The organism is Pseudomonas sp. GLN_2, assembly GCF_043106005.1.
Taxonomy (GTDB): Bacteria; Pseudomonadota; Gammaproteobacteria; order Pseudomonadales; family Pseudomonadaceae; genus Aquipseudomonas; species Aquipseudomonas alloputida.
This window is the reverse complement of the sequence record NZ_JBICMC010000041.1, coordinates 95429-112456: the sequence shown is the minus strand read 5'-3', so window position 1 is coordinate 112456 and position 17028 is coordinate 95429. Positions and strand designations below refer to the sequence as shown.

Sequence of the window (17028 nt, the reverse complement as noted above, 5' to 3'; positions counted from 1 at the left end):
CGAAAAAACCGCCAAAGGGCGGTCGTGTTGAACAGCTGGAAATGTGTTGAGCGTTAGCCCGCTCGGAAGCCGATGGCGAACCAGTACAGCGCGAAGTCCTGTACCGAATTGGCCCACTCGCCAATCATGATGTTGAAACTTTGCCCGGTGGTTTTGCCCTCAATGATCGCCGGGGTCAACGTGGCCGCCGGCACCCCTGGGTTGCTCTTGTGGTAGATCACCGGAATGACAATGAACGGCGCCGCCGAAAAACCACCCGAGTGGAACCAGACCTGGTACTCGGTGAACTGGCTGGGCAAGTCGCCCACGTTCAAGCGCCCCCACTGGGCCATAAAGCCGTTGTCGGTGTCCCAGTAGAAACCGTTCTGTGCCCCTGAGAACTGCGAGCGCACCGCCGCGTTGAGCGCGGTTCGCGCACTGTCAGGCGTGTTGCCCCCGGTACCGCCCCGGTGGATGGGCAGAATGCCGCTCACCAGTTTGCTAACGTCCATGCCCGCCAGGCTCAGGGCAATCGACAGGTTCTGCGAGCCGTCAAACACCCCCTGTCCGGTTGCGTCGCCGGTGAAACTCAGCGTCCGCCCCGTCTGCAGCTTGGTCGCGCTGCCGGCGTTGCCCGTGGTCGGCCGGCTCAGGGTACCGGTGGTGATCTTGCTCGCATCCAGACTGGGGATATCAGCAGCCGTCAGCGCCGCCCCCTCCAGCACCAGGCCCTTGGCACTGACCCGCACCTTGGAATAGGTGCCGGCCTGCACCCCTGTGCTGCCCAGGGTGAGGGAAATGGCCACATCCTTGGCGCCATCGAACTGGGCCTGTCCGCCCACATCTCCCTCAAAGGTGAACAAGCGTGGCGTCTGCAGCCTGGTCGCGCTGCCGGCGTTGCCCGTGGTCGGCCGGCTCAAGGTGCCGGTGATGATCTTGGCCGCGTCCAGGCTGGGGATATCCGCGGCGGTCAGCTCCGCCCCCTCCAGCACCAGACCCTTGGCGCTGACCCGGACCTTGGAATAGGTACCGGCCTGCACCCCGGAATTGGCCAGGGTGACATTGATCGCCGCGTCACCGGCGCCGTTGAACTTGGCCGCACCGGTGGCATCGCCCTTGAGCGAAATGGTGCGCTCGGTGGCCAGTGCGCGGGCCGTAGCGGCCTCGCCCTGGCTGATGGCCTCCTGCACCACTGCCAGGGTGGCCGTAACCGTGTTGGGGTCCTGCAGGATCTGCACGTTGGCGGTGCTGCTGACCTGAATCAGCAGGCGGATCACCTGAGTACGGCCGCTGCCTTGCTCCTGCAGCGGCTTGAAGGTCGCGGGGTAGCTGGCCACCGCAACCAACACACCGGTGTCGTCATACAGGCCGACCTCACGCACCCACCAGCCGCCAACCTCCGGCAGCAAGATGCCCTCGGCCACAATCACCGGCCTGCCGCTCTCCACCGAAAGGCGGTTGAGTTTGACCCGAAACACCTCGTGAATCAGCTTTTTCTGGAGCTTGGAAGGCAGCGGCGTACTGCCGTTGCCATCCCCTATCGCCATGGTATTGATCTTGAGGGTGGTTTTGGTGGCGATGGCTTTCGCCAGCGCAGCCGCGCCCGCGTCAGTCAGCATGGCGACGTAAATCGCGTCTGTATCTGCCATTGGTTCGCTCTTGAAGTAAGGGGCCTGCCCTCGCGGCAGGCCGTGAAGCGCTAAGCGGGCACAGGCCCGCCGTAGATGTTGGCCCCGACGCCCAAGGTCCGATACTGGATGTACAGGCCCAGGCCGCGCAGGATTTCTCCGGCCCAAAAACCAAAGAACATCCCGTTGTCTGTCCCCAGGCGCGGGTCGGGGGTCCAACTGCCGTTCATGGCATGACCAGGAATGGGCGTTACCGTGTAGTTCGCCTGCAGCTCGTCCATGCACGCCTCGATCAGCACATCCAGGTCAGCCACCTGACTGCCGGCCATCGCCGCCAAGCAGGCGCCGGCCAGCCACAACCCGGTCATGTGCCCGGTAAAGTCATCCTCCACCGGCTCGGGCACGCTGTTGGTCGGGAAGTCGGTCGGCAAGATCCCCTTGGAGTCCTTGACGAACTGCACCAGCCAGCGCAGCCAGTTCTCGGCATAGGCGACCAACTTGGGCGGCACGGGCTTGCCCCGGTGCACCAGCTCGTACCAGGCCCTGCAGGCGCCCATCATCGCCCTGGGCTGGTAGCCGGCCCAGGCATTGCCATCACCCCAGTGATACTGGGTCCAGGTGTCGGCCGGGCCGTAGCGGTAGTTATCCCAGCGATTCCAGATGTACGCAGCTGCGCCAGGCCCGAGGACGCCGAATTTCTGTTGGTACCACTGCTGCGAGTCGTACAGGAAATCGATCATGTTCCCCAGCTCGACGCTGTACGTCTCAGGGTCCAGGCAGAAGATCAGCGGGTACTGATAGCCGGGATAGGGCATGCCGTGCCAGGCGCCAATCTGCTCGGTGCCGTCCGAGTAGATATTGGAAAACGGAATCACCCCAGGGCTGTAGGCCAACGAGTCGTTGCGATAGCCAACCACCGTGCAATCGCCCACCAGGCCGCGAAACGCCTGCTGACCGTTGAGGGTCAGCCGGTACAGCATCGTGTAGCCGTCCACCCCGTCGTACAGGTCGGGAAGCTCGTTGATGCAGTAATACTCAAACGTCAGATTCGTGTCGGCGTCGTTGTCCAGCAGAATGTCCATTTCCGCCAGCTCGTCGTAGTTCGGCGCTGACGGGTTCGGACGGCCGGCCGCGTTGGGCTGGTAGCCTGACAGCGTGCCGTCCTGGGGGCGAATCTGCACAGTCGAAAACGCGCCATCGGTGGCCGGCAGCATCCACCACCACCGCCAGCCGTCCTTGTCCTGAATACGGACGTTGAAATTGCCGTCCGCCCGGTAGGTAATGCTTTTGAGCGGCGCCTTTTTGCTCGGCTGCAGGTAATTGCCGATCACATACCAGCCGCCATTGCCGCCGCCCGGGAAGAACGAGCGCACCACGTTGCCCGCTCGACCGGGAAAGATCACCGGCACATGCCGCTCTTGCGACGTAATGTCGGCCGAGTGCACCACCGCGCGCAGGTCCGCCATGATGAACTCGGACCCATCATCCTTGGCCACCCGGTAGAACTGCGACAGCGGGATATCGTGCTGCAGCACCTGCCAGCTTGAGGTCGATTCCGGCAGCATGTAGCAGTAACGGGTGCCGGTGTTCTCGACCTTCTCCGGGGCAATCGTGACCTCGACCTTGGCCGTCAGCGCGCCGTTTGCCTGGTCGACCCCACCGAAGCTGGTCCGCACCTTGGAATCCTTGCCGACACGGAACCACACCGATTGTTGTTCGATCGACACCTGGGCGCCCATATCGGTCTGCAGCGTGATGTAGCCCTGCGAGTCGCGGCCGTACTCCCGCTTCGCCTCGCTGGGGTAGGCGAATTCGTAGGAAATGCCGTCTGTGAACGGCGTGGCGGCCACCGTGCTCTGCCGGAAAAACCGGTCGGTCGAGTCAATCAGGGTGTACTCATGCGCGGTATACAGGCAGGCATCCATGGCTTTCTTGTAGCGTTCCTCGCCAGTGATACGCCATAGCAGATAACAGGCGTCCATGTACCACAGCTCGCCGTCTGCAGCGTTGCCCATCTGGTTGATGCCACCCAGCAGCGGCACATGCAACGGGCGGTTGTGCTGTACCGCATTGCGCGGGATCAGGTACCCGCCATGCTCGACCGGTTGCCGGGTGGCGTAGTTGAACAGGTGGGTCCCGTTGAGGGTGGTGTCCTTGAGTTGCACCCGGCCGATATCGGCGCCGGTGTGCCCTTCTGACAGCACCCTGCCGTCGAGGGTGATTTTCTGGCCGGTGTGGGCAATGATCCAATCCACCTCATACACCGTGCCGTCCTTGTCCCAGTCGGTCGAGCCGTCTTCACGCAACGCGCGCACGCCGGCATTGATCGCCCCCCAGGCCAGCGCCCCGTCAAAGGCAAACGTCGCTTTGTCCAGGTACTCGCCCCAGTGCGGCGCACCGTGCGGAATCGACAGGGCGCCATTGGTGAAGGCGAACGGCACGCCCTTGAAGCCACTGTGCGTCGGCTCGACGGGATCCACCGGCCAATTGGCCAGCACCGGCTCCTTTGAATTGATGATCCAGTTACAGATACGCCGCTGCGGCGTGTCAGGGATCGGCTGGCCCGCATAGAAATATTTCTCGTAGGCCTCCCAATGCCATATGGCAGCCTCCAGATAGCGCGGGTCCTGGGTTGCCAGGTAGGCATGGGCATAGCCAAGAATATGCAGTGCCTGGCCCTCAGTGGTCCCGTCGCCGTTGGGCTGATACTCCATCTGCGAATGGGCGATGAAATGCCGGTTGTTCGACAGCACGCCTTGGTTGTTCTGCACATAGTGCTGCACCGTCGCGTCGACGGTGTCGCCGGTGTTGTTTCGCAGAAAGCGGTGATGGCCCTCGATCAGACTGACGGCATTGGCCAGCGCCGTGCGCTGGCTGACCGGCCGCCGGCTGTTGAGCGGACTAAGAAACATCGAGCCACCCCCCGTCATAGAACCCGTACCAGCGCACCCCATCCCACAGGAACGTCAGCAGGTCGGCCGAGCCCTTTTCAAACGACAGCACCGGCGGGCGGTTGGCCGGCCAGCGGACGTTGTTCGGGAACGTCACCCGGTTGGCTCCGGTGCCCTGCTGCAGGCGCACCGAGAACGACCAGGTATAGCCGGGTGGCACTGCCGAGTTGGTGAAGGTCAGCGCGCACTGCGGCTGGTCTAGCGTCACATCGAAAAAGGACACCCCGGCGGTATAGGCCACATCCAGCGCCAAAGCGCTGCCAGCAGCGGCAATGGCCTTGCGGCGCGGCAGCAGCAAACCGCCGGTCAGGTCGGTGATCATCTTGGCCAGCGCCAGGTAGGTAGGCGACGGCCCCGAAGCCGTCTGCACCGTGGCGTCAGCCGCGCCATGCACAATGTCATGGGCCGTCTGTGCGGCGGCTTCCATCAGGGCGATGGCGGCCGCTTGGCGGTCGGATAGTTCGCTCATGGCTTTTCCAGTAATTCAGGCATTCGGTGGTTGGCGAAGTAATGCAGGTCATTGGCCAGCATCATCAGCTCCAGGTCAGCAAAGGCCTCAGCCTGCAGATCGGCCGAAAGAATCTCGGTTTCGTCACCCGAGGACACGGCCGCGCCCATGTAGAACTGGCCGTTGGGGCTGTAAGTGATGCTTAACCCGACCAGGTGCCGGCTAACCGGCTTGGTCGACAGAATCATGCGCTCCAGCTCGGCAATCCCACGGTCACTGAGGCCGGTATTCAGCAGCGCCAGGCTCAGGCTGAAAGTGCCGGGCGGCCCCATGGGGGTCAGGTCGAACCACTCGACAATGTCGATAATGTCGGCAAACGGCGAAATGACCTGGCGCAGCGAGGCGATGGTGCCTTTGCGCTGGTGTACCTCGAACGAGTCGCGCACCGTCTTGCGTTTGATTTCCTCGGACCATGCGGGGTCCCAGCGGTCCACGCTGCGCTCAATCGCCAGCCAGGGCAGCATCTCGGCCGGGCAGGTTTCTGGCCGCTTCATCGAGCGCAACACGTTGGCCAGGTCGGCCGGCTCCAGCCCCACCTGCGCCAGGGCATCCTCCAGCGCGGTGCGGTTGATCGGCAGCAGGCTGGTGTCACTCATCCGTGCCACCCATCACCACGCTGGAGCCGACGCAGTTGGATGCCTGGTGGTCCTCGATCACATAGTCTGCAGCGGGCTTGACCAGCTCCACCCGCTGCACGCGGGGCACATGCAGCGCGGCATGGATGGCCGAGCGTCGAATGTCCCGGCCCAGTCGGCGCTGCGCGTTGATATAGGTATCCAAGGAAGTCTTGGCCTGCGCCAGGGCCAGCTCGTTCTCGGCCCCCGGAAACATGTACAGCACCGCCTCGATCTCGTAGTCGACCAGCTCGGCCGACTTGACCAGTACCCGGTCGCCCACCGGCCGGATGTTCTCAGGCGTCAGCGCCTGGGCAACCTTGTCGAGCAAGTCCTGGGTAGCCACCCCACCATTCACCCGGCTAAGGACGCTGACCAGCACGGTGGCCGGCGACGGGCTGCTGGCCTTCACATCCGCCACCCGCCCATCGGCGGATCGGGCGTGAAACTCATACGCACCGGCCGGCCCTGCCACCGCCATGCCCTCGAAGGCCAGCAAGGTGCGCTCGGCCAGTGATTCGTCGCTTTCCAGCTGCTCGGCCACCGGCGGTACCGCGCTCAGGTCCTCCGCGACGATCACCAGGCGCTTGACGTTGTAGTTGGCGGCCAGCTGGTCGAGGTCGGCGCCTTGGGCAAAGGCAATGAACTGCGACTTGGCGGCATCGTTGATACGGGCGCGGGTCATAACCTTTTCATAGGCGGCACGCTCCAGCAGCTTGACCACCGGATCAGATAGCAACTCGGCGTTCCAGTTGTTGCCCATCAGGGCGCGAAAACCTGTCAGGCCTTCCTGATAGAACGTTTCAAAGTCCAGCTCCTCGATCACCGTAGGCGCCGGCAGGCTGGCCAGGTCAATGGTGCTCATATGCTTACCTCAAGGTTCACGCTGTCCTCGGAATAGGTGCCGGTAATGCGAAAGCCGATCTGGCCGCCCACCGCGGAAACCACCTGCACACTCTGCAGGACCAGGCGTGGCTCCCAACGCTGCAGCGCCCGCGCGGCCTCAGCCTGCACCGCGCTTTTCCAGCCCGCGTTAACCGGCTGGTCGACAAACCGGCGCAGCTTGCTGCCGTACTCCGGCCGCATCAGCCGTGAGCCCACCGGGGTGGTCAGAATGTCCACGATGGACTGCCGCAAGTGATCGACCCCGGACAGCACGGCGCCGGTGTGGCGGTCCATTCCGATCATCGGGAGTTACTCCTGCACGCGCTGGAAATCCGGGTGCTCATCGAAGGTGGCCAGCGCCTCGTCGTCCGAGGCCGGCACCCGCACCTCGAAATTGACTACATCTAACTGGGCGCCGCTGGGGGTGAAAATGGAGCGGGAGCGGAACGCCGCGTCTCGGTACAGCACTTTGGGGGATTCGTCGGCCACAGGGGCCTCCTGGGCCTCGACAGCGGCCTTTTTAGTCGCCATGGTTTCCTCCAGGCATGAAAAAGCCCGCGCGCGGCGGGCTGGTAGTTATCAGGGCTGCGGCGCATGAGCGCCCGCCCGCTGTGAATCAGTGCTTGTGGTTGGCGGTGTTGCCGGCCGTGTCGATGATTCGGGCGTCACCGTAGATATCGCCCGTTACGCGTAACGCGCCTTGAATCAACATCGGGCCGATGAAACGCAGCATGGGCGCCATTGCCTCAATGGCCGATTCCGTTACGGTAACGACCGAGCCGCCCACCTTGATATCCACCTGGCCGGCCGGCAGCTCGATGCTGTAGCGCTTGGCCTGCCAGTCGTAGGTCAGCGACCCGCCGTCCTCGAACAGCCATCGCTGGACATGGTCGCGGTCATCCGGCGCCGGCGCAGGGCCGCTGTACAGCCCCGGCAGGAATGTGCCCTGGCTTACATCGCCGCTGGTACTGATCAACACCCCCTGCTCATGCATGCCAGGGGCAAGCCAGTGCCGCGCGCCAGGTGCGGCACTTAGGCTGTGCCAGCGCACCCAGGCGCTGGTCCACTCGCCATCCGAAACCCGGCAGACCGGTGGGTCGGCGGCGAGGTCAAGCGCCACGACCCGGCATTTGCGAATCATGCCGGCGATCATTCGGTCATGCTCAGCCAGCGGGTAGCTCATCCGGTATCCTCTCGACCTCGACATAACTTTCGGAAAGCGGTCTCCCACTTCCAGTAGTGCCTGTAGCGGCCGGGCCGAGCTCAGTGGGCCACGGCCACTCCTCTTCCCCGAGATAGATGACCTGAGTCCATTCGACGACCCAGACCGCGAAGATATCCAGCTCAGGACGGCTCCAGTCACGCTCTGCACGGACAAAGTCAGCAAAGCCGATAGGGAGCCCCCACGATTGCCCACGAAGTAGAACCGCAAGCTGCGCGGCAACGAAGGCAGCAACGTGGAGGCAGTTTTTCTCCTCTACCGGAACAATTGCACGGGCCTCAAAACGCGCCTCCACGGCGGTCTCGCCAGTCCCCGGATCCATATCCACATGGTCGAATCCGGCCAGTTCGAGTACAACGGCTGGAGGTGGAACTACCTCAATCCCGTCAGGCATGGTACCGACGTAGGCCAGCCCTGGAATGGCGTCTTTGATATGTTGCTCGATAGCGGCATATAGCTGCTCAAGAGGTATTGGATCATCATCCATTGCCCAATCTCCGTAGATACTTCAATAGCTCGAAGTTCAGCTCCTGCTCCATCACCACAAGCAAGCGCTGATGCGCCTTTCTCGTCCATGACTCGAAATGCGGCCTCACCTCTTCCAGCGAGATCTTTGCCTTAGCTAGTGGAAATCGGCTGCCGTTCTCACCGACCCATCCTGAACCCGCACCGCCTCTGGCAGAGACTTGGCTGGTGGGATAATCATCAGCGTTGAAGTGCTTACTGGCAGTACGGATCCAGATATCCGGCTTGTTGCCATACACAGTCCGGAAAAAAGCCCCCTGGTACGAACGTCCGGCTACGGACACACCTGAGCGGGATTGTCGAGGGCGGCCTGCTCGACTCGCTTCGATGGGATTCAAACCGAACCAGAGCTTGCCTTGGCCATTGCTGGCCACTGGGAAAGCTCTCAAGCGCTGACGGACCGCCGTAACCGCGATTCGCTCTTGTTGGCTCACCGATCTGGCAATGTGCGTGCGCAGCCAACGAATGGTCTTATTGATTGCCCGTCGCTCAGCCGCCTTGATCGCCTTCGGCATCAAAGCTGCGAACTTTGTGAAGTTCGAAGCCTGCTGCACGTTCGCCTGGAGTGTAATGAGGCCTGAACTAGACGACTGTTTCTGGTAACTGCCTACGCTCATGCCGATTTCCTCAGCACCAGGGTTACAAGCCCGTCGCCACCAGGCTCAATTCGGGCGATGGTGAAATTCCCACCACCGTCCTCGGGCGGCAGATCGATCATCACGCTCTGCCGCGTATCGACACCCGCGGTGTCACCAACGCGGATGACCAGGTGCGGCTCACGCAGGCCGGTATTAATCTGGCCGAGCTTGGGCTGCAGCCACGGTGCCGAGAACATCCCGAGAACCTCGCGACCTTCGATATGCGCAAGATCGCCGAGGACATCGAATACCACCTCGTCCAGATCATCGATCAGGTCGCGGAAGGCCATGATCAGGCGGTCAGGCGGATGACTGCACGGGGACGCGTGCAGATGTGCAACGGGTTGGACTGAGCCTCACCCGCAACCCCTTTACCGAAAGGCATCTCCTCCAGCTTGCTGTAATACGGCAAGCCCTCGGTGTTGACGGTTTCCATGTAGTCTGCCGGCGCATAGACCGACAGGAACAGTTCAGAAACCCCCTCGGGTACCAGGCGCGCTTCATCGTCAGGGACGAATGGAACACCCGCTACCTTGCCCCGGTAACGCTCCCAGCTGATACCACCGAACTCGAACGTTTCACGCCCGTCGCCACGAAGCGCTGCAGCCTGCTGGCTACCCTTGTAGGTATCGACAACCGATGAGTGGGCGATGAGCTTCTTCCAGAAGGTCTTGCCGCAGAAAGCGCGGGCACCAGTGGTGGTCACGTTGCCAAGCGCATCTTCTTGCATGTCCAGGGCATCCACGCACTGCACCTGAATGTTGGCATTCGGGTCATTCAGCCCCATCGACTGCTTCTGCTGCGACACCCCGAAGACCTTGTAGATGTCCAACAGCACTGACGAGCCGTCTGCGTCGAGCACCTTGCCGTTGATTGCCCCCATCCGATGAAACTCGTGAGTGGCATCCAGTTGGCGTTTCGCCTTGGCCAGACGCTTGTTGACCACATCCTGTACGGCCTGCAGCTCCGTCAGCGTGCCGAACGCGCGGATACCCTGGATCTCGTCCGCCTTGATCGCAAAGCGCTGCGGCAGGTGAACGGTGTTGAACGGGATCAGCGTGCGCTTGCTACCGCCCACCACCAGGCCAGAGGTGCCGCGCTCCCCCGCCGGCACGAGGGCGAGCGTGTCACCGTCCTTCTCGATCTGCACGGTAAGGGTGGCGACACCCTCCTCCTGGAACAGGCCAAGAGCTGCAAGGCGCCCTGGCACGTACTCCTGCTCGTTGATAGCAGCGGTCAGGGCTGCAACGCCGAAGGCGTCGTCTTGGAAAATGGCAATCTCAGCCATGAGGTACTCCAAAAAGTAAGAACCCCGCTCAGGGCGGGGTTGGGGTGAGAGAGAGTCGGGTCAGCGCAGGATGATGAAATGCGCTGCCAAGGCCTGTTCCGCATCAGCATCGATGCCGGTCAGCAGGGCCTCACTGACCTCGGCCAGCCGAACCACCGCGCGGCCACGCCGAACGGTTTCGGACTCGCCGAGAGAGGCATAGAGAATGCACACGGCTTTTTCGCTGCCGTCTTCTGCAGCGGGGTCGTAGGCTGTGAATTCGCCACTGGCCGTTACCAGACCAAGCACTTGGCCAGCGACCAGACCAGGACCAGCAGCGACGTTGATGGCTTCGCGGGAAATCTTTCCTGCTCCCTCGGAAAGCAGGAACTCACCGGCGTGCACCGGCTCCTGGCGGATGTTACTCATGGTCGTGCTCCTTTATTGGCGGCCTGCCGGCGGGCAGCCCAGATGTTGGAAGGATTGGGTAACTGCGCCTTGACCTTCTCTGGCTCGTCATCGGCCGGCGGCAGGCTGTTGTCGATCTCAAAACCCTTGCCGGAGCTGACCAGCTTCTCGAACAGGCGCGCCCGCACTGCATCAGGCTCCAGGCCGGCCTGCACAAATTCAACGGTTAGCTCTGGCAGCCGAGCGGCTACGCAGAGATCACGGACACCCTTGGTACGGGTCAAGGCAGCCTGCACAGTGGCCTTGTCGGCCAGTTTGGTGGAGGCGATCAACGACTCGACCAAATTACTAATTCCCGCCTTCGCGCAGTCCTGGGCGATCATCAGAGCCAGCGCAGTAGGGTCGCCTGGGTCAGCGGCTGGCAGGTCAGGCGGTGTTGCCGGCTTACCACCCGCTGCCTCCGGCTGGTCCGCCAACTGATCCAGCAGCGCCTTAGGTGTCTGACGGTAGCGCTGCATCGCGGCGCCCTGGCCAAGGCACGCCTTGACCTCGACCCCATTGCCCACTTCGTCAGCCAGGCCCAGCGCGAGCGACTCCTGCGCAGTCAACCAAGTTTCATCGTTGACCATACGGCGCAGCTCGGCATCGTCGATGCCCGGCGCCTTGGCCTTGTACGCCGCGATGATCGCCTCGAAGGTCTGGTCGAGGACATCAGCCACCCGGCGCAAGTCCTCGGCATCACCGCTGGTCCAGGTCCATGGGTTGTGCACCATCAGCATCGCATTCGAAGCCATCACCAAGCGGTGGGCTCCGCAGGCAGCGACGCTTCCTGCGCTGGCCGCCAGAGCATCAACACGCGCGGTACAGCGCTCACCCAACCGGTTTAACGCGTTGTGAATAGCCAACCCGTCGAACAGATCGCCGCCGATGGTGTTGAACGCCACCACCACCGGGGAAACACCGTCATCGATCGCCTTCAGGTCCTGAATGAATTCGTTTGCGGTGATGCCCCAGCCCCCGATTTCACCGTAGATATAGATCTCGATGGGAGTGGCATCGGCCTGGGTATCGCCCTGTCCCTCAGCCGCCGCACTGATCCTGTACCAGTGCTGGTCTGCGACCTGCTGCACCGAGGACGCCATGTTGTAGATGCGAAACGGCATCAGTTTTTTCATTTCTTCCCCTTGTCGCCGGACTCATCAGGGTCATCCTCGACGGCCGACAAGCTGCTGTAGTTGAGGCCCAGAGCCTTTGCCCGGGCGATATCGGCGGCGTTCTCTTCGTCGACCACCTCCGCGTCCGTACCGTTGCGCAGGCACACCTCGCTTCGCGATGCGAAGCCCGCAGCGATCTCCATGCTGCGTGACTGGACATCCTGTACCGGGTGGATGTAGGCCCAGCCCTGCGGTACCCAACGGGTACGCTGGTACTCGCGGCGCCGCTGCGCGTAGTCCGGCAGGTCGAGCGCCCCGGCAAGCACGGCCATGTCCAACCAGGCCTTGCGCACCGGCCGACACAGCTGATGGACGTACACCTGGAACTGGAGTTGCTCCAACCTTCGACGGAACTCGGTCAGCACCACGCGGATCGCGCGGTCGTTCACGCCTTGCATGTCGCCGGTCATGAGTTCGTACGGCAGCCCCGAGCCGGCGGCAGCGGCCATCAGCTGCTGCCGCATGAAGTCTGGGTAGTTGTTGCCGGCGTCGGGCGGGTCTGAGAACTCGACCTGCTCACCAGGCAACAGCTCCTGCATCGTGCCGGGTTCCAGCCCTACCATCGGGGTGAAGCCGTCCCGGTCGTACCTGACCGGCGCCCCGGTAAGCGGGTCGAGTTGCGGCGGGCCGTCCGGGGTTGGCTTGCGAACGAAGCCGGCAAAAAGGTTGGCAACCTCTTGGCGGAACAACACCGCGTCGTCGAAGTTATCCAGGCTACGCAGACGCTTCAGGACCGGCGCCAAGCGCGGTACGCCGCGCAATTGTCCGGGCTCCAGGGGCTCGAACACATGCAACATCTGCTCAGCCGGGATTCGCACCAGCTGGTTGTAGCCCACATTGAGAGAGGACTTGTCGCTGGGATGGTTGCGGTAGCACCAATACGCCACGCGCCGTCCCATGGCGTTGAACTCGATCCCGGCTCGAATGACGTTGCCGAAGCGGGTCATTTCGAACTTGTCATGGGGGACAAACTCCGGCGATAGGCACTGCAACTGCAGTGGTACCGCGTAGCCGTCCTCTAGCCGGCGCGGGCGCAGACGAATGAAGCACTCGCCCGACTGCTCTACCGTACGCGCCACCAGCGCCTGCAGGCCGTAGAAGTCCGTGAGCTGATCGGCATCAGCCTCATCTACCCAGTCCTCCCACAGCTCCTGCATCACCTTCCGGATTGCCTTGTCGAGCAGCCGAGGGTGCGGCGTGATGCCGGTACCGATCAGGTTGCTGACGCGCTTGTCGATGACGTTGGCGGCGTAGGGGTCGTTGCGCACCGCACTGCGGGAGCGGGAGCGCAGGTTACGCAAGGCCGGCATGATCAAGCTGTTCACGCCAGTATCCGGCGCATCCCAGTTTGATGAGCGCCGTCCCTCGGCGGCGCCTTCGTAGCTGGCCTTGATCCGCTCGGGCACCAAGATGCCCGAACGACCGAGGGACAAGTAGCGTCCGCTCACAGCCCCTTGCCTCCGTGGAATACGCGCACTACGCGCGAGCGTGGCCCGGCGGCATTCGTCAGCTCGGTGCGGATCAGGTCGCGAGCCTTGATCAGCTCGTCCACCGTCCGATACTCGACGGTGCGGTCCGAGTAGCGAACAATCTTTTCACCGCGCGCAATCGCCCGCTCGACAGCGTCGAGGTGTGCTTTTGTATAAGCCATTAAATGCCTCTTGCAGCAGTGTTGCCGACTGCGTTAGGTATTAGAGGAAGTTCTGATGCCGAGAGCCTGTTTCCTGCCGGAAACATCCTCCGGCGAGGACGTGCGATAGAGCATCCGCCAATTCCTCAGCAGGTATGCCAGGCAGCCGTAAGGTCCAGTAGGTTCGGGCCCTGACCCAATCCATCCTTCCGGTAAGTTGGTCGGCTATCACACGCCTTAGCTCGCCTTGAAGTTCAGCGGATGCCTTTACTTTTTCAACCTTTGAAGTGGAATCTTGTGACATGGCTGTCTCCAATATTGAGATGTTTGACGAAATCACCGGGAAGCTCTTCGCGAAGCTGTACCTGCAGTTCCCCTTGCCGACATACCTAACAGCCGAAGACTTCGTGAGTAATGCCATGCATTTCGATGAACGGCTGGGAATGGAAGTCCCCACAAAGGAAGCAGAGTTTTTCTTCGCAACAGGCAAATGGCTGATGGACGCTGGTTACCTAACCGCTAAGCCGCACCCCTATACCTCGTTCAGTGAGGCGGTCCTCACTGCAAAGGGGCTTGAGGTTCTGAAAGCTGTACCTGACAGCGTCAGCTCGAAGGACTCTATAGGCGAGCAGCTTTCCAGCCTCGCAAAGGAGCAAGGTCGAGAAGCAACCAAAGGTTTGGTTACAGAAGCCTTGGCATTAGGTGCGAGATTCATCAGTCCGATGATCGGGCTGAGCTAGCACTTAACGCCTCTTCAGGTAACCGCTGCTTGAACTGCGGCGTTGCATGGGGTTGGGTACGGCTCGGGGAGTCGGTGGTAGTGGTGACGGTGGATCGTTGCGCTTGACCGGAACAGCTGCAGGAGCGGGTGAACCGACCTCGTCGTCCTGGTCGTCATCAGGCTCGTTCGCCGGGGGCCGGGCTGGCTCCGGTTCGCCTTGCTCGAACAAGTTGGCCTGCGCGAGCGCCTGCCGCAGCTTGTCCCAGTCCTGTTCGCCATAGCGGTGAAGGCCGAGGAAGTTGGCCATGGCCAGGTTGTACACCATCAGGTCAAGCGCCTCGTTGCGCTCGGCCTTGCTCTTGACCCATTCGAAACGCTCTTTACCTTTCACGTAGCGAACGATCTTCCGTTCGGCCACGCACTGCTGGAAGAACTCGTCGGGAAGGTCCTTGGCGAAGTGAAGCGCACCAGGCCCTGTCTCGAAGTTGTATCGGTTGTAGATCCAATCCTTTGCCGTGTCGGTACCAACGATCCACAGCTCGGCGCCGTTGCGTTCGGTCTGGCCCTTCCAGGTGACATCCACCTGCGACGGACGCTGAGCGATCACAAGCTTGCCTGGCTTACTCGCACCTTTGAGTGCAAACACGTTGCGCCAGCGACGCACACGAGTGAACTGGTAGACCTCGTGGGTGTGATGACCGCCGGAGTCGATGCCTGTGGCTAGGATCGCGAGGCTCACACCGCAGGGATGTCGGTACCGCACCTTCAGCCGCTCGTCCAACAGCGACCAGGTACGCTCATCAGCCGGATCGCCAGGCAACACCTGATGATCTACCACCCAGCGCTCCATACCAGAGCCCCAGCCCATGACCATCAACTCCAGGCGGTTGGCCTGAACGTCGACGGAGGCCGTTAGAGCGAGCGCTCCCACTGGCAAGGTTCCGAGTACATAGTCTTCCTGCTGAGCACGAGCCTGCAGTACCTCGGCCTTGGTTTGCTCAAGCGCGCTGTCCCAAACCTCTGCCAGCCGGGTGTTGTAGAAAACCTGCATAGGATGCTGGTTGCCACGCGCTTGGGCACGCTTAGCCTCATCAAACTCGCGGGCCAGTGTCGCCCAAGAATGCCAACCTAGCGGGGCATACAACGCATTGAGGTGAAAGCTAACCGTCTCGCCATCACCCTCCGCATGGGCACGCCACTCGCCTTTGGCCAGCATCTCTGCCTTGTGATGCTCTTCGATAAGAACGTCACACTCGGGTCCAGCGCACTGGTAATGCGTGGTACTAAAATCAGCCGAGTACAACAGCCGTTCCCAGGTCAGCACCTGCATGTGACCGCAGGCCGGGCAAGGCACGTAGTAGTGTCGCTGATCCCCCATTTTGAAGAGATCATCGATCCGAGACATGCCTTTGATGAGAGGAGAACTGGAAAAGTAAAACTTGGCGTTGCGCCCGAACGTACTACCCCTCGCCTCGGCCAACTTGATCGGATCGCCTTCCTGATTGACGTCCACTTCCCAGCGATCGACTTCATCACCGTAGACATAACGGGCCGTCAGCTCTGAAAGGTTAGCCGCCGAGCCGGCTGTGGTGGCAAAGAGTGCACCACCATCGAATTCCTTGGTGTCCAAGGTGTTACGGGCATCTCTGGAACGTGCCGTCGCCACACGCCCCTTCAACTCCGGCACTGCATCGATGGTCTTGCCGATTCGCGAGGACACCCGCTTCGCCAGCCCTCCAGTGGGCAGTAGCGTCAAGATGTTGGCCGGCGCCATGTGGATCAGTGCCCCGATCCAATTCAGGGCAATCTGGGTCTTCATCAGCTGCGACGCAATTTTTGTCACCACCCGCTTACACGGATGGGCAGGCGACAGGCAGCGCATGGGTTCGCGGGCATACGGGGTACGTGCAGTGCGGTATTTGCCAGGCTCTGCTGCACCGGTATCACGCGGGATTCGCATGTACTCATCAGCCCACTCGTCGACCCATAAATCAGGGTCTGGCATTAGCCCTCGGCAAAACGCATCGCGGTACACCTCTGCACCGTCTGCGTATCCGGTGTGCATAGGCTCAGCTCTGTTTGGCAGCTCGTTTTTGTGCAATGGCCTTCTCTAGGTCGACGCTATTCATCTTGGCCGCCTCGGTGAACAGTCGACGGAAGGTGTCGGTGAGGTGCTTCTCGATGTCCCATGGGTCGCTCATCCCGACCAGTTCGCCGGCGAGCTGCGGAGCAAGCCCAAAAAACTGTTCGCGAAGCATCCTGCCAGCAGCGAACGCGGCATCTTCGACAGCGGCGCGCTCAACCAGATTGCCCCGAACTTTGTAGAACTCGGTCTCTGCCAGCCCAGCAAGGTAGAACTCCCGATGCGCCTTCGATCGCTGGAAGTTGGGGCCTCCGCTCGGCGCCTGATCCGCTGGCTGCACCGCAGGTGTGTCGGCGCTTGGCTGGATGTGGGCCCGGACGTCCCGCTCGATGCGTTTTTCTTCATGCCGAGCCGCGACGGCTGCTTTGGCCGGATCAGCTGTTTCCTGAATCTTGGCCTCGGTGGCCAGCACATCCACCAATTTCCCATCAGGTGAAAGCACCAGGCGGCCGTTGTCTTTCAACCAGGTAATGTAACTGGGTGATCGCCCTATGCGAGCAGCGAAGGCGCTCTTTGACAAGAAGTTCGGATCCGTCATGAGCCCTCCATTTCAATGGTATTTCAACAAACAACTTTCAATTTCAACGGGTTGAATTTCAGTAAGCAGGCGAACTGTCCGCTAGCGAAAAGCCGCGGGTTTCCTGCCCCGTACCCCGGCCATATCACCAGGGTCCCCGGCCCTAGCCCGAGACACC

At 61.8% G+C, this 17028-nt stretch carries 19 protein-coding genes; 1 reads left to right on the top strand and 18 read right to left on the bottom strand.

The window, feature by feature from the left end:
- Positions 1-53 precede the first annotated feature (53 nt).
- The 16 genes from ACF8Q6_RS11085 to ACF8Q6_RS11010 all read right to left on the bottom strand — a co-directional run bounded on the left by ACF8Q6_RS11085 (position 54) and on the right by ACF8Q6_RS11010 (position 13490).
- The gene (locus ACF8Q6_RS11085; RefSeq protein ID WP_392493252.1) at positions 54-1628 is read right to left on the bottom strand and encodes a phage tail protein; all 1575 of its coding nucleotides are present in this window, start codon (positions 1626-1628) and stop codon (positions 54-56) included.
- Positions 1629-1678: 50 nt separating this feature from the next.
- Entirely contained in the window at positions 1679-4519 is a 2841-nt protein-coding gene (locus ACF8Q6_RS11080) for a phage tail protein (RefSeq protein ID WP_392493251.1), read from the bottom strand.
- Positions 4509-5027: a hypothetical protein gene (locus ACF8Q6_RS11075; RefSeq protein ID WP_392493249.1), complete on the bottom strand. Its 519-nt coding sequence runs from the start codon at positions 5025-5027 to the stop codon at positions 4509-4511. Before ACF8Q6_RS11075 ends, ACF8Q6_RS11080 begins: the two co-directional genes overlap by 11 nt.
- Positions 5024-5662, bottom strand: a complete 639-nt coding sequence (locus tag ACF8Q6_RS11070) for a phage tail protein I (RefSeq protein ID WP_274885477.1) — start codon at positions 5660-5662, stop codon at positions 5024-5026. The genes ACF8Q6_RS11075 and ACF8Q6_RS11070 overlap by 4 nt, the downstream gene beginning before the upstream one ends.
- A complete protein-coding gene (locus ACF8Q6_RS11065) occupies positions 5655-6545 on the bottom strand; it encodes a baseplate J/gp47 family protein (protein ID WP_392493247.1) in 891 nt (296 codons plus the stop codon). Before ACF8Q6_RS11065 ends, ACF8Q6_RS11070 begins: the two co-directional genes overlap by 8 nt.
- A complete protein-coding gene (locus tag ACF8Q6_RS11060) occupies positions 6542-6868 on the bottom strand; it encodes a GPW/gp25 family protein (protein WP_020192057.1) in 327 nt (108 codons plus the stop codon). The genes ACF8Q6_RS11065 and ACF8Q6_RS11060 overlap by 4 nt, the downstream gene beginning before the upstream one ends.
- Before the next feature lie 6 nt (positions 6869-6874).
- Positions 6875-7096, bottom strand: a complete 222-nt coding sequence (locus ACF8Q6_RS11055; protein ID WP_392493244.1) for a hypothetical protein — start codon at positions 7094-7096, stop codon at positions 6875-6877.
- A gap of 85 nt (positions 7097-7181) precedes the next feature.
- The gene (locus ACF8Q6_RS11050; protein WP_392493242.1) at positions 7182-7748 is read right to left on the bottom strand and encodes a phage baseplate assembly protein V; all 567 of its coding nucleotides are present in this window, start codon (positions 7746-7748) and stop codon (positions 7182-7184) included.
- Entirely contained in the window at positions 7729-8274 is a 546-nt protein-coding gene (locus tag ACF8Q6_RS11045) for a hypothetical protein (protein ID WP_392493241.1), read from the bottom strand. Before ACF8Q6_RS11045 ends, ACF8Q6_RS11050 begins: the two co-directional genes overlap by 20 nt.
- Positions 8267-8929, bottom strand: coding sequence for a hypothetical protein (locus tag ACF8Q6_RS11040; RefSeq protein WP_392493239.1), 663 nt, complete (start codon positions 8927-8929; stop codon positions 8267-8269). Before ACF8Q6_RS11040 ends, ACF8Q6_RS11045 begins: the two co-directional genes overlap by 8 nt.
- Positions 8926-9240, bottom strand: coding sequence for a hypothetical protein (locus ACF8Q6_RS11035; protein WP_209964683.1), 315 nt, complete (start codon positions 9238-9240; stop codon positions 8926-8928). Before ACF8Q6_RS11035 ends, ACF8Q6_RS11040 begins: the two co-directional genes overlap by 4 nt.
- A gap of 2 nt (positions 9241-9242) precedes the next feature.
- Positions 9243-10238 (bottom strand): major capsid protein, encoded by a 996-nt coding sequence (locus tag ACF8Q6_RS11030; RefSeq protein ID WP_039613466.1) that lies wholly within the window; start codon positions 10236-10238, stop codon positions 9243-9245.
- A 60-nt stretch (positions 10239-10298) separates the two neighbouring features.
- A complete protein-coding gene (locus ACF8Q6_RS11025; protein WP_056804571.1) occupies positions 10299-10646 on the bottom strand; it encodes a head decoration protein in 348 nt (115 codons plus the stop codon).
- A complete protein-coding gene (locus ACF8Q6_RS11020; RefSeq protein ID WP_392493237.1) occupies positions 10643-11800 on the bottom strand; it encodes a head maturation protease, ClpP-related in 1158 nt (385 codons plus the stop codon). Before ACF8Q6_RS11020 ends, ACF8Q6_RS11025 begins: the two co-directional genes overlap by 4 nt.
- The gene (locus tag ACF8Q6_RS11015; protein ID WP_392493236.1) at positions 11797-13287 is read right to left on the bottom strand and encodes a phage portal protein; all 1491 of its coding nucleotides are present in this window, start codon (positions 13285-13287) and stop codon (positions 11797-11799) included. The genes ACF8Q6_RS11020 and ACF8Q6_RS11015 overlap by 4 nt, the downstream gene beginning before the upstream one ends.
- Positions 13284-13490 carry a phage head-tail joining protein gene (locus ACF8Q6_RS11010; RefSeq protein WP_014756562.1) on the bottom strand — a complete coding sequence of 69 codons (207 nt, stop codon included), beginning with the start codon at positions 13488-13490 and terminating at the stop codon, positions 13284-13286. Before ACF8Q6_RS11010 ends, ACF8Q6_RS11015 begins: the two co-directional genes overlap by 4 nt.
- A gap of 281 nt (positions 13491-13771) precedes the next feature.
- On the opposite strand from ACF8Q6_RS11010, the gene ACF8Q6_RS11005 reads away from it, so the two are divergent.
- A complete protein-coding gene (locus tag ACF8Q6_RS11005; protein WP_176682339.1) occupies positions 13772-14209 on the top strand; it encodes a hypothetical protein in 438 nt (145 codons plus the stop codon).
- A gap of 3 nt (positions 14210-14212) precedes the next feature.
- Here ACF8Q6_RS11005 and ACF8Q6_RS11000 read toward each other — a convergent pair whose 3' ends face one another.
- Both ACF8Q6_RS11000 and ACF8Q6_RS10995 read right to left on the bottom strand, forming a co-directional pair.
- On the bottom strand, positions 14213-16255 hold the full coding sequence (locus tag ACF8Q6_RS11000) for a phage terminase large subunit family protein (RefSeq protein ID WP_392493355.1): 2043 nt from the start codon (positions 16253-16255) through the stop codon (positions 14213-14215).
- Positions 16256-16259: 4 nt separating this feature from the next.
- Positions 16260-16871: a terminase small subunit gene (locus ACF8Q6_RS10995; RefSeq protein WP_392493235.1), complete on the bottom strand. Its 612-nt coding sequence runs from the start codon at positions 16869-16871 to the stop codon at positions 16260-16262.
- Between the last annotated feature and the right edge of the window lie 157 nt (positions 16872-17028).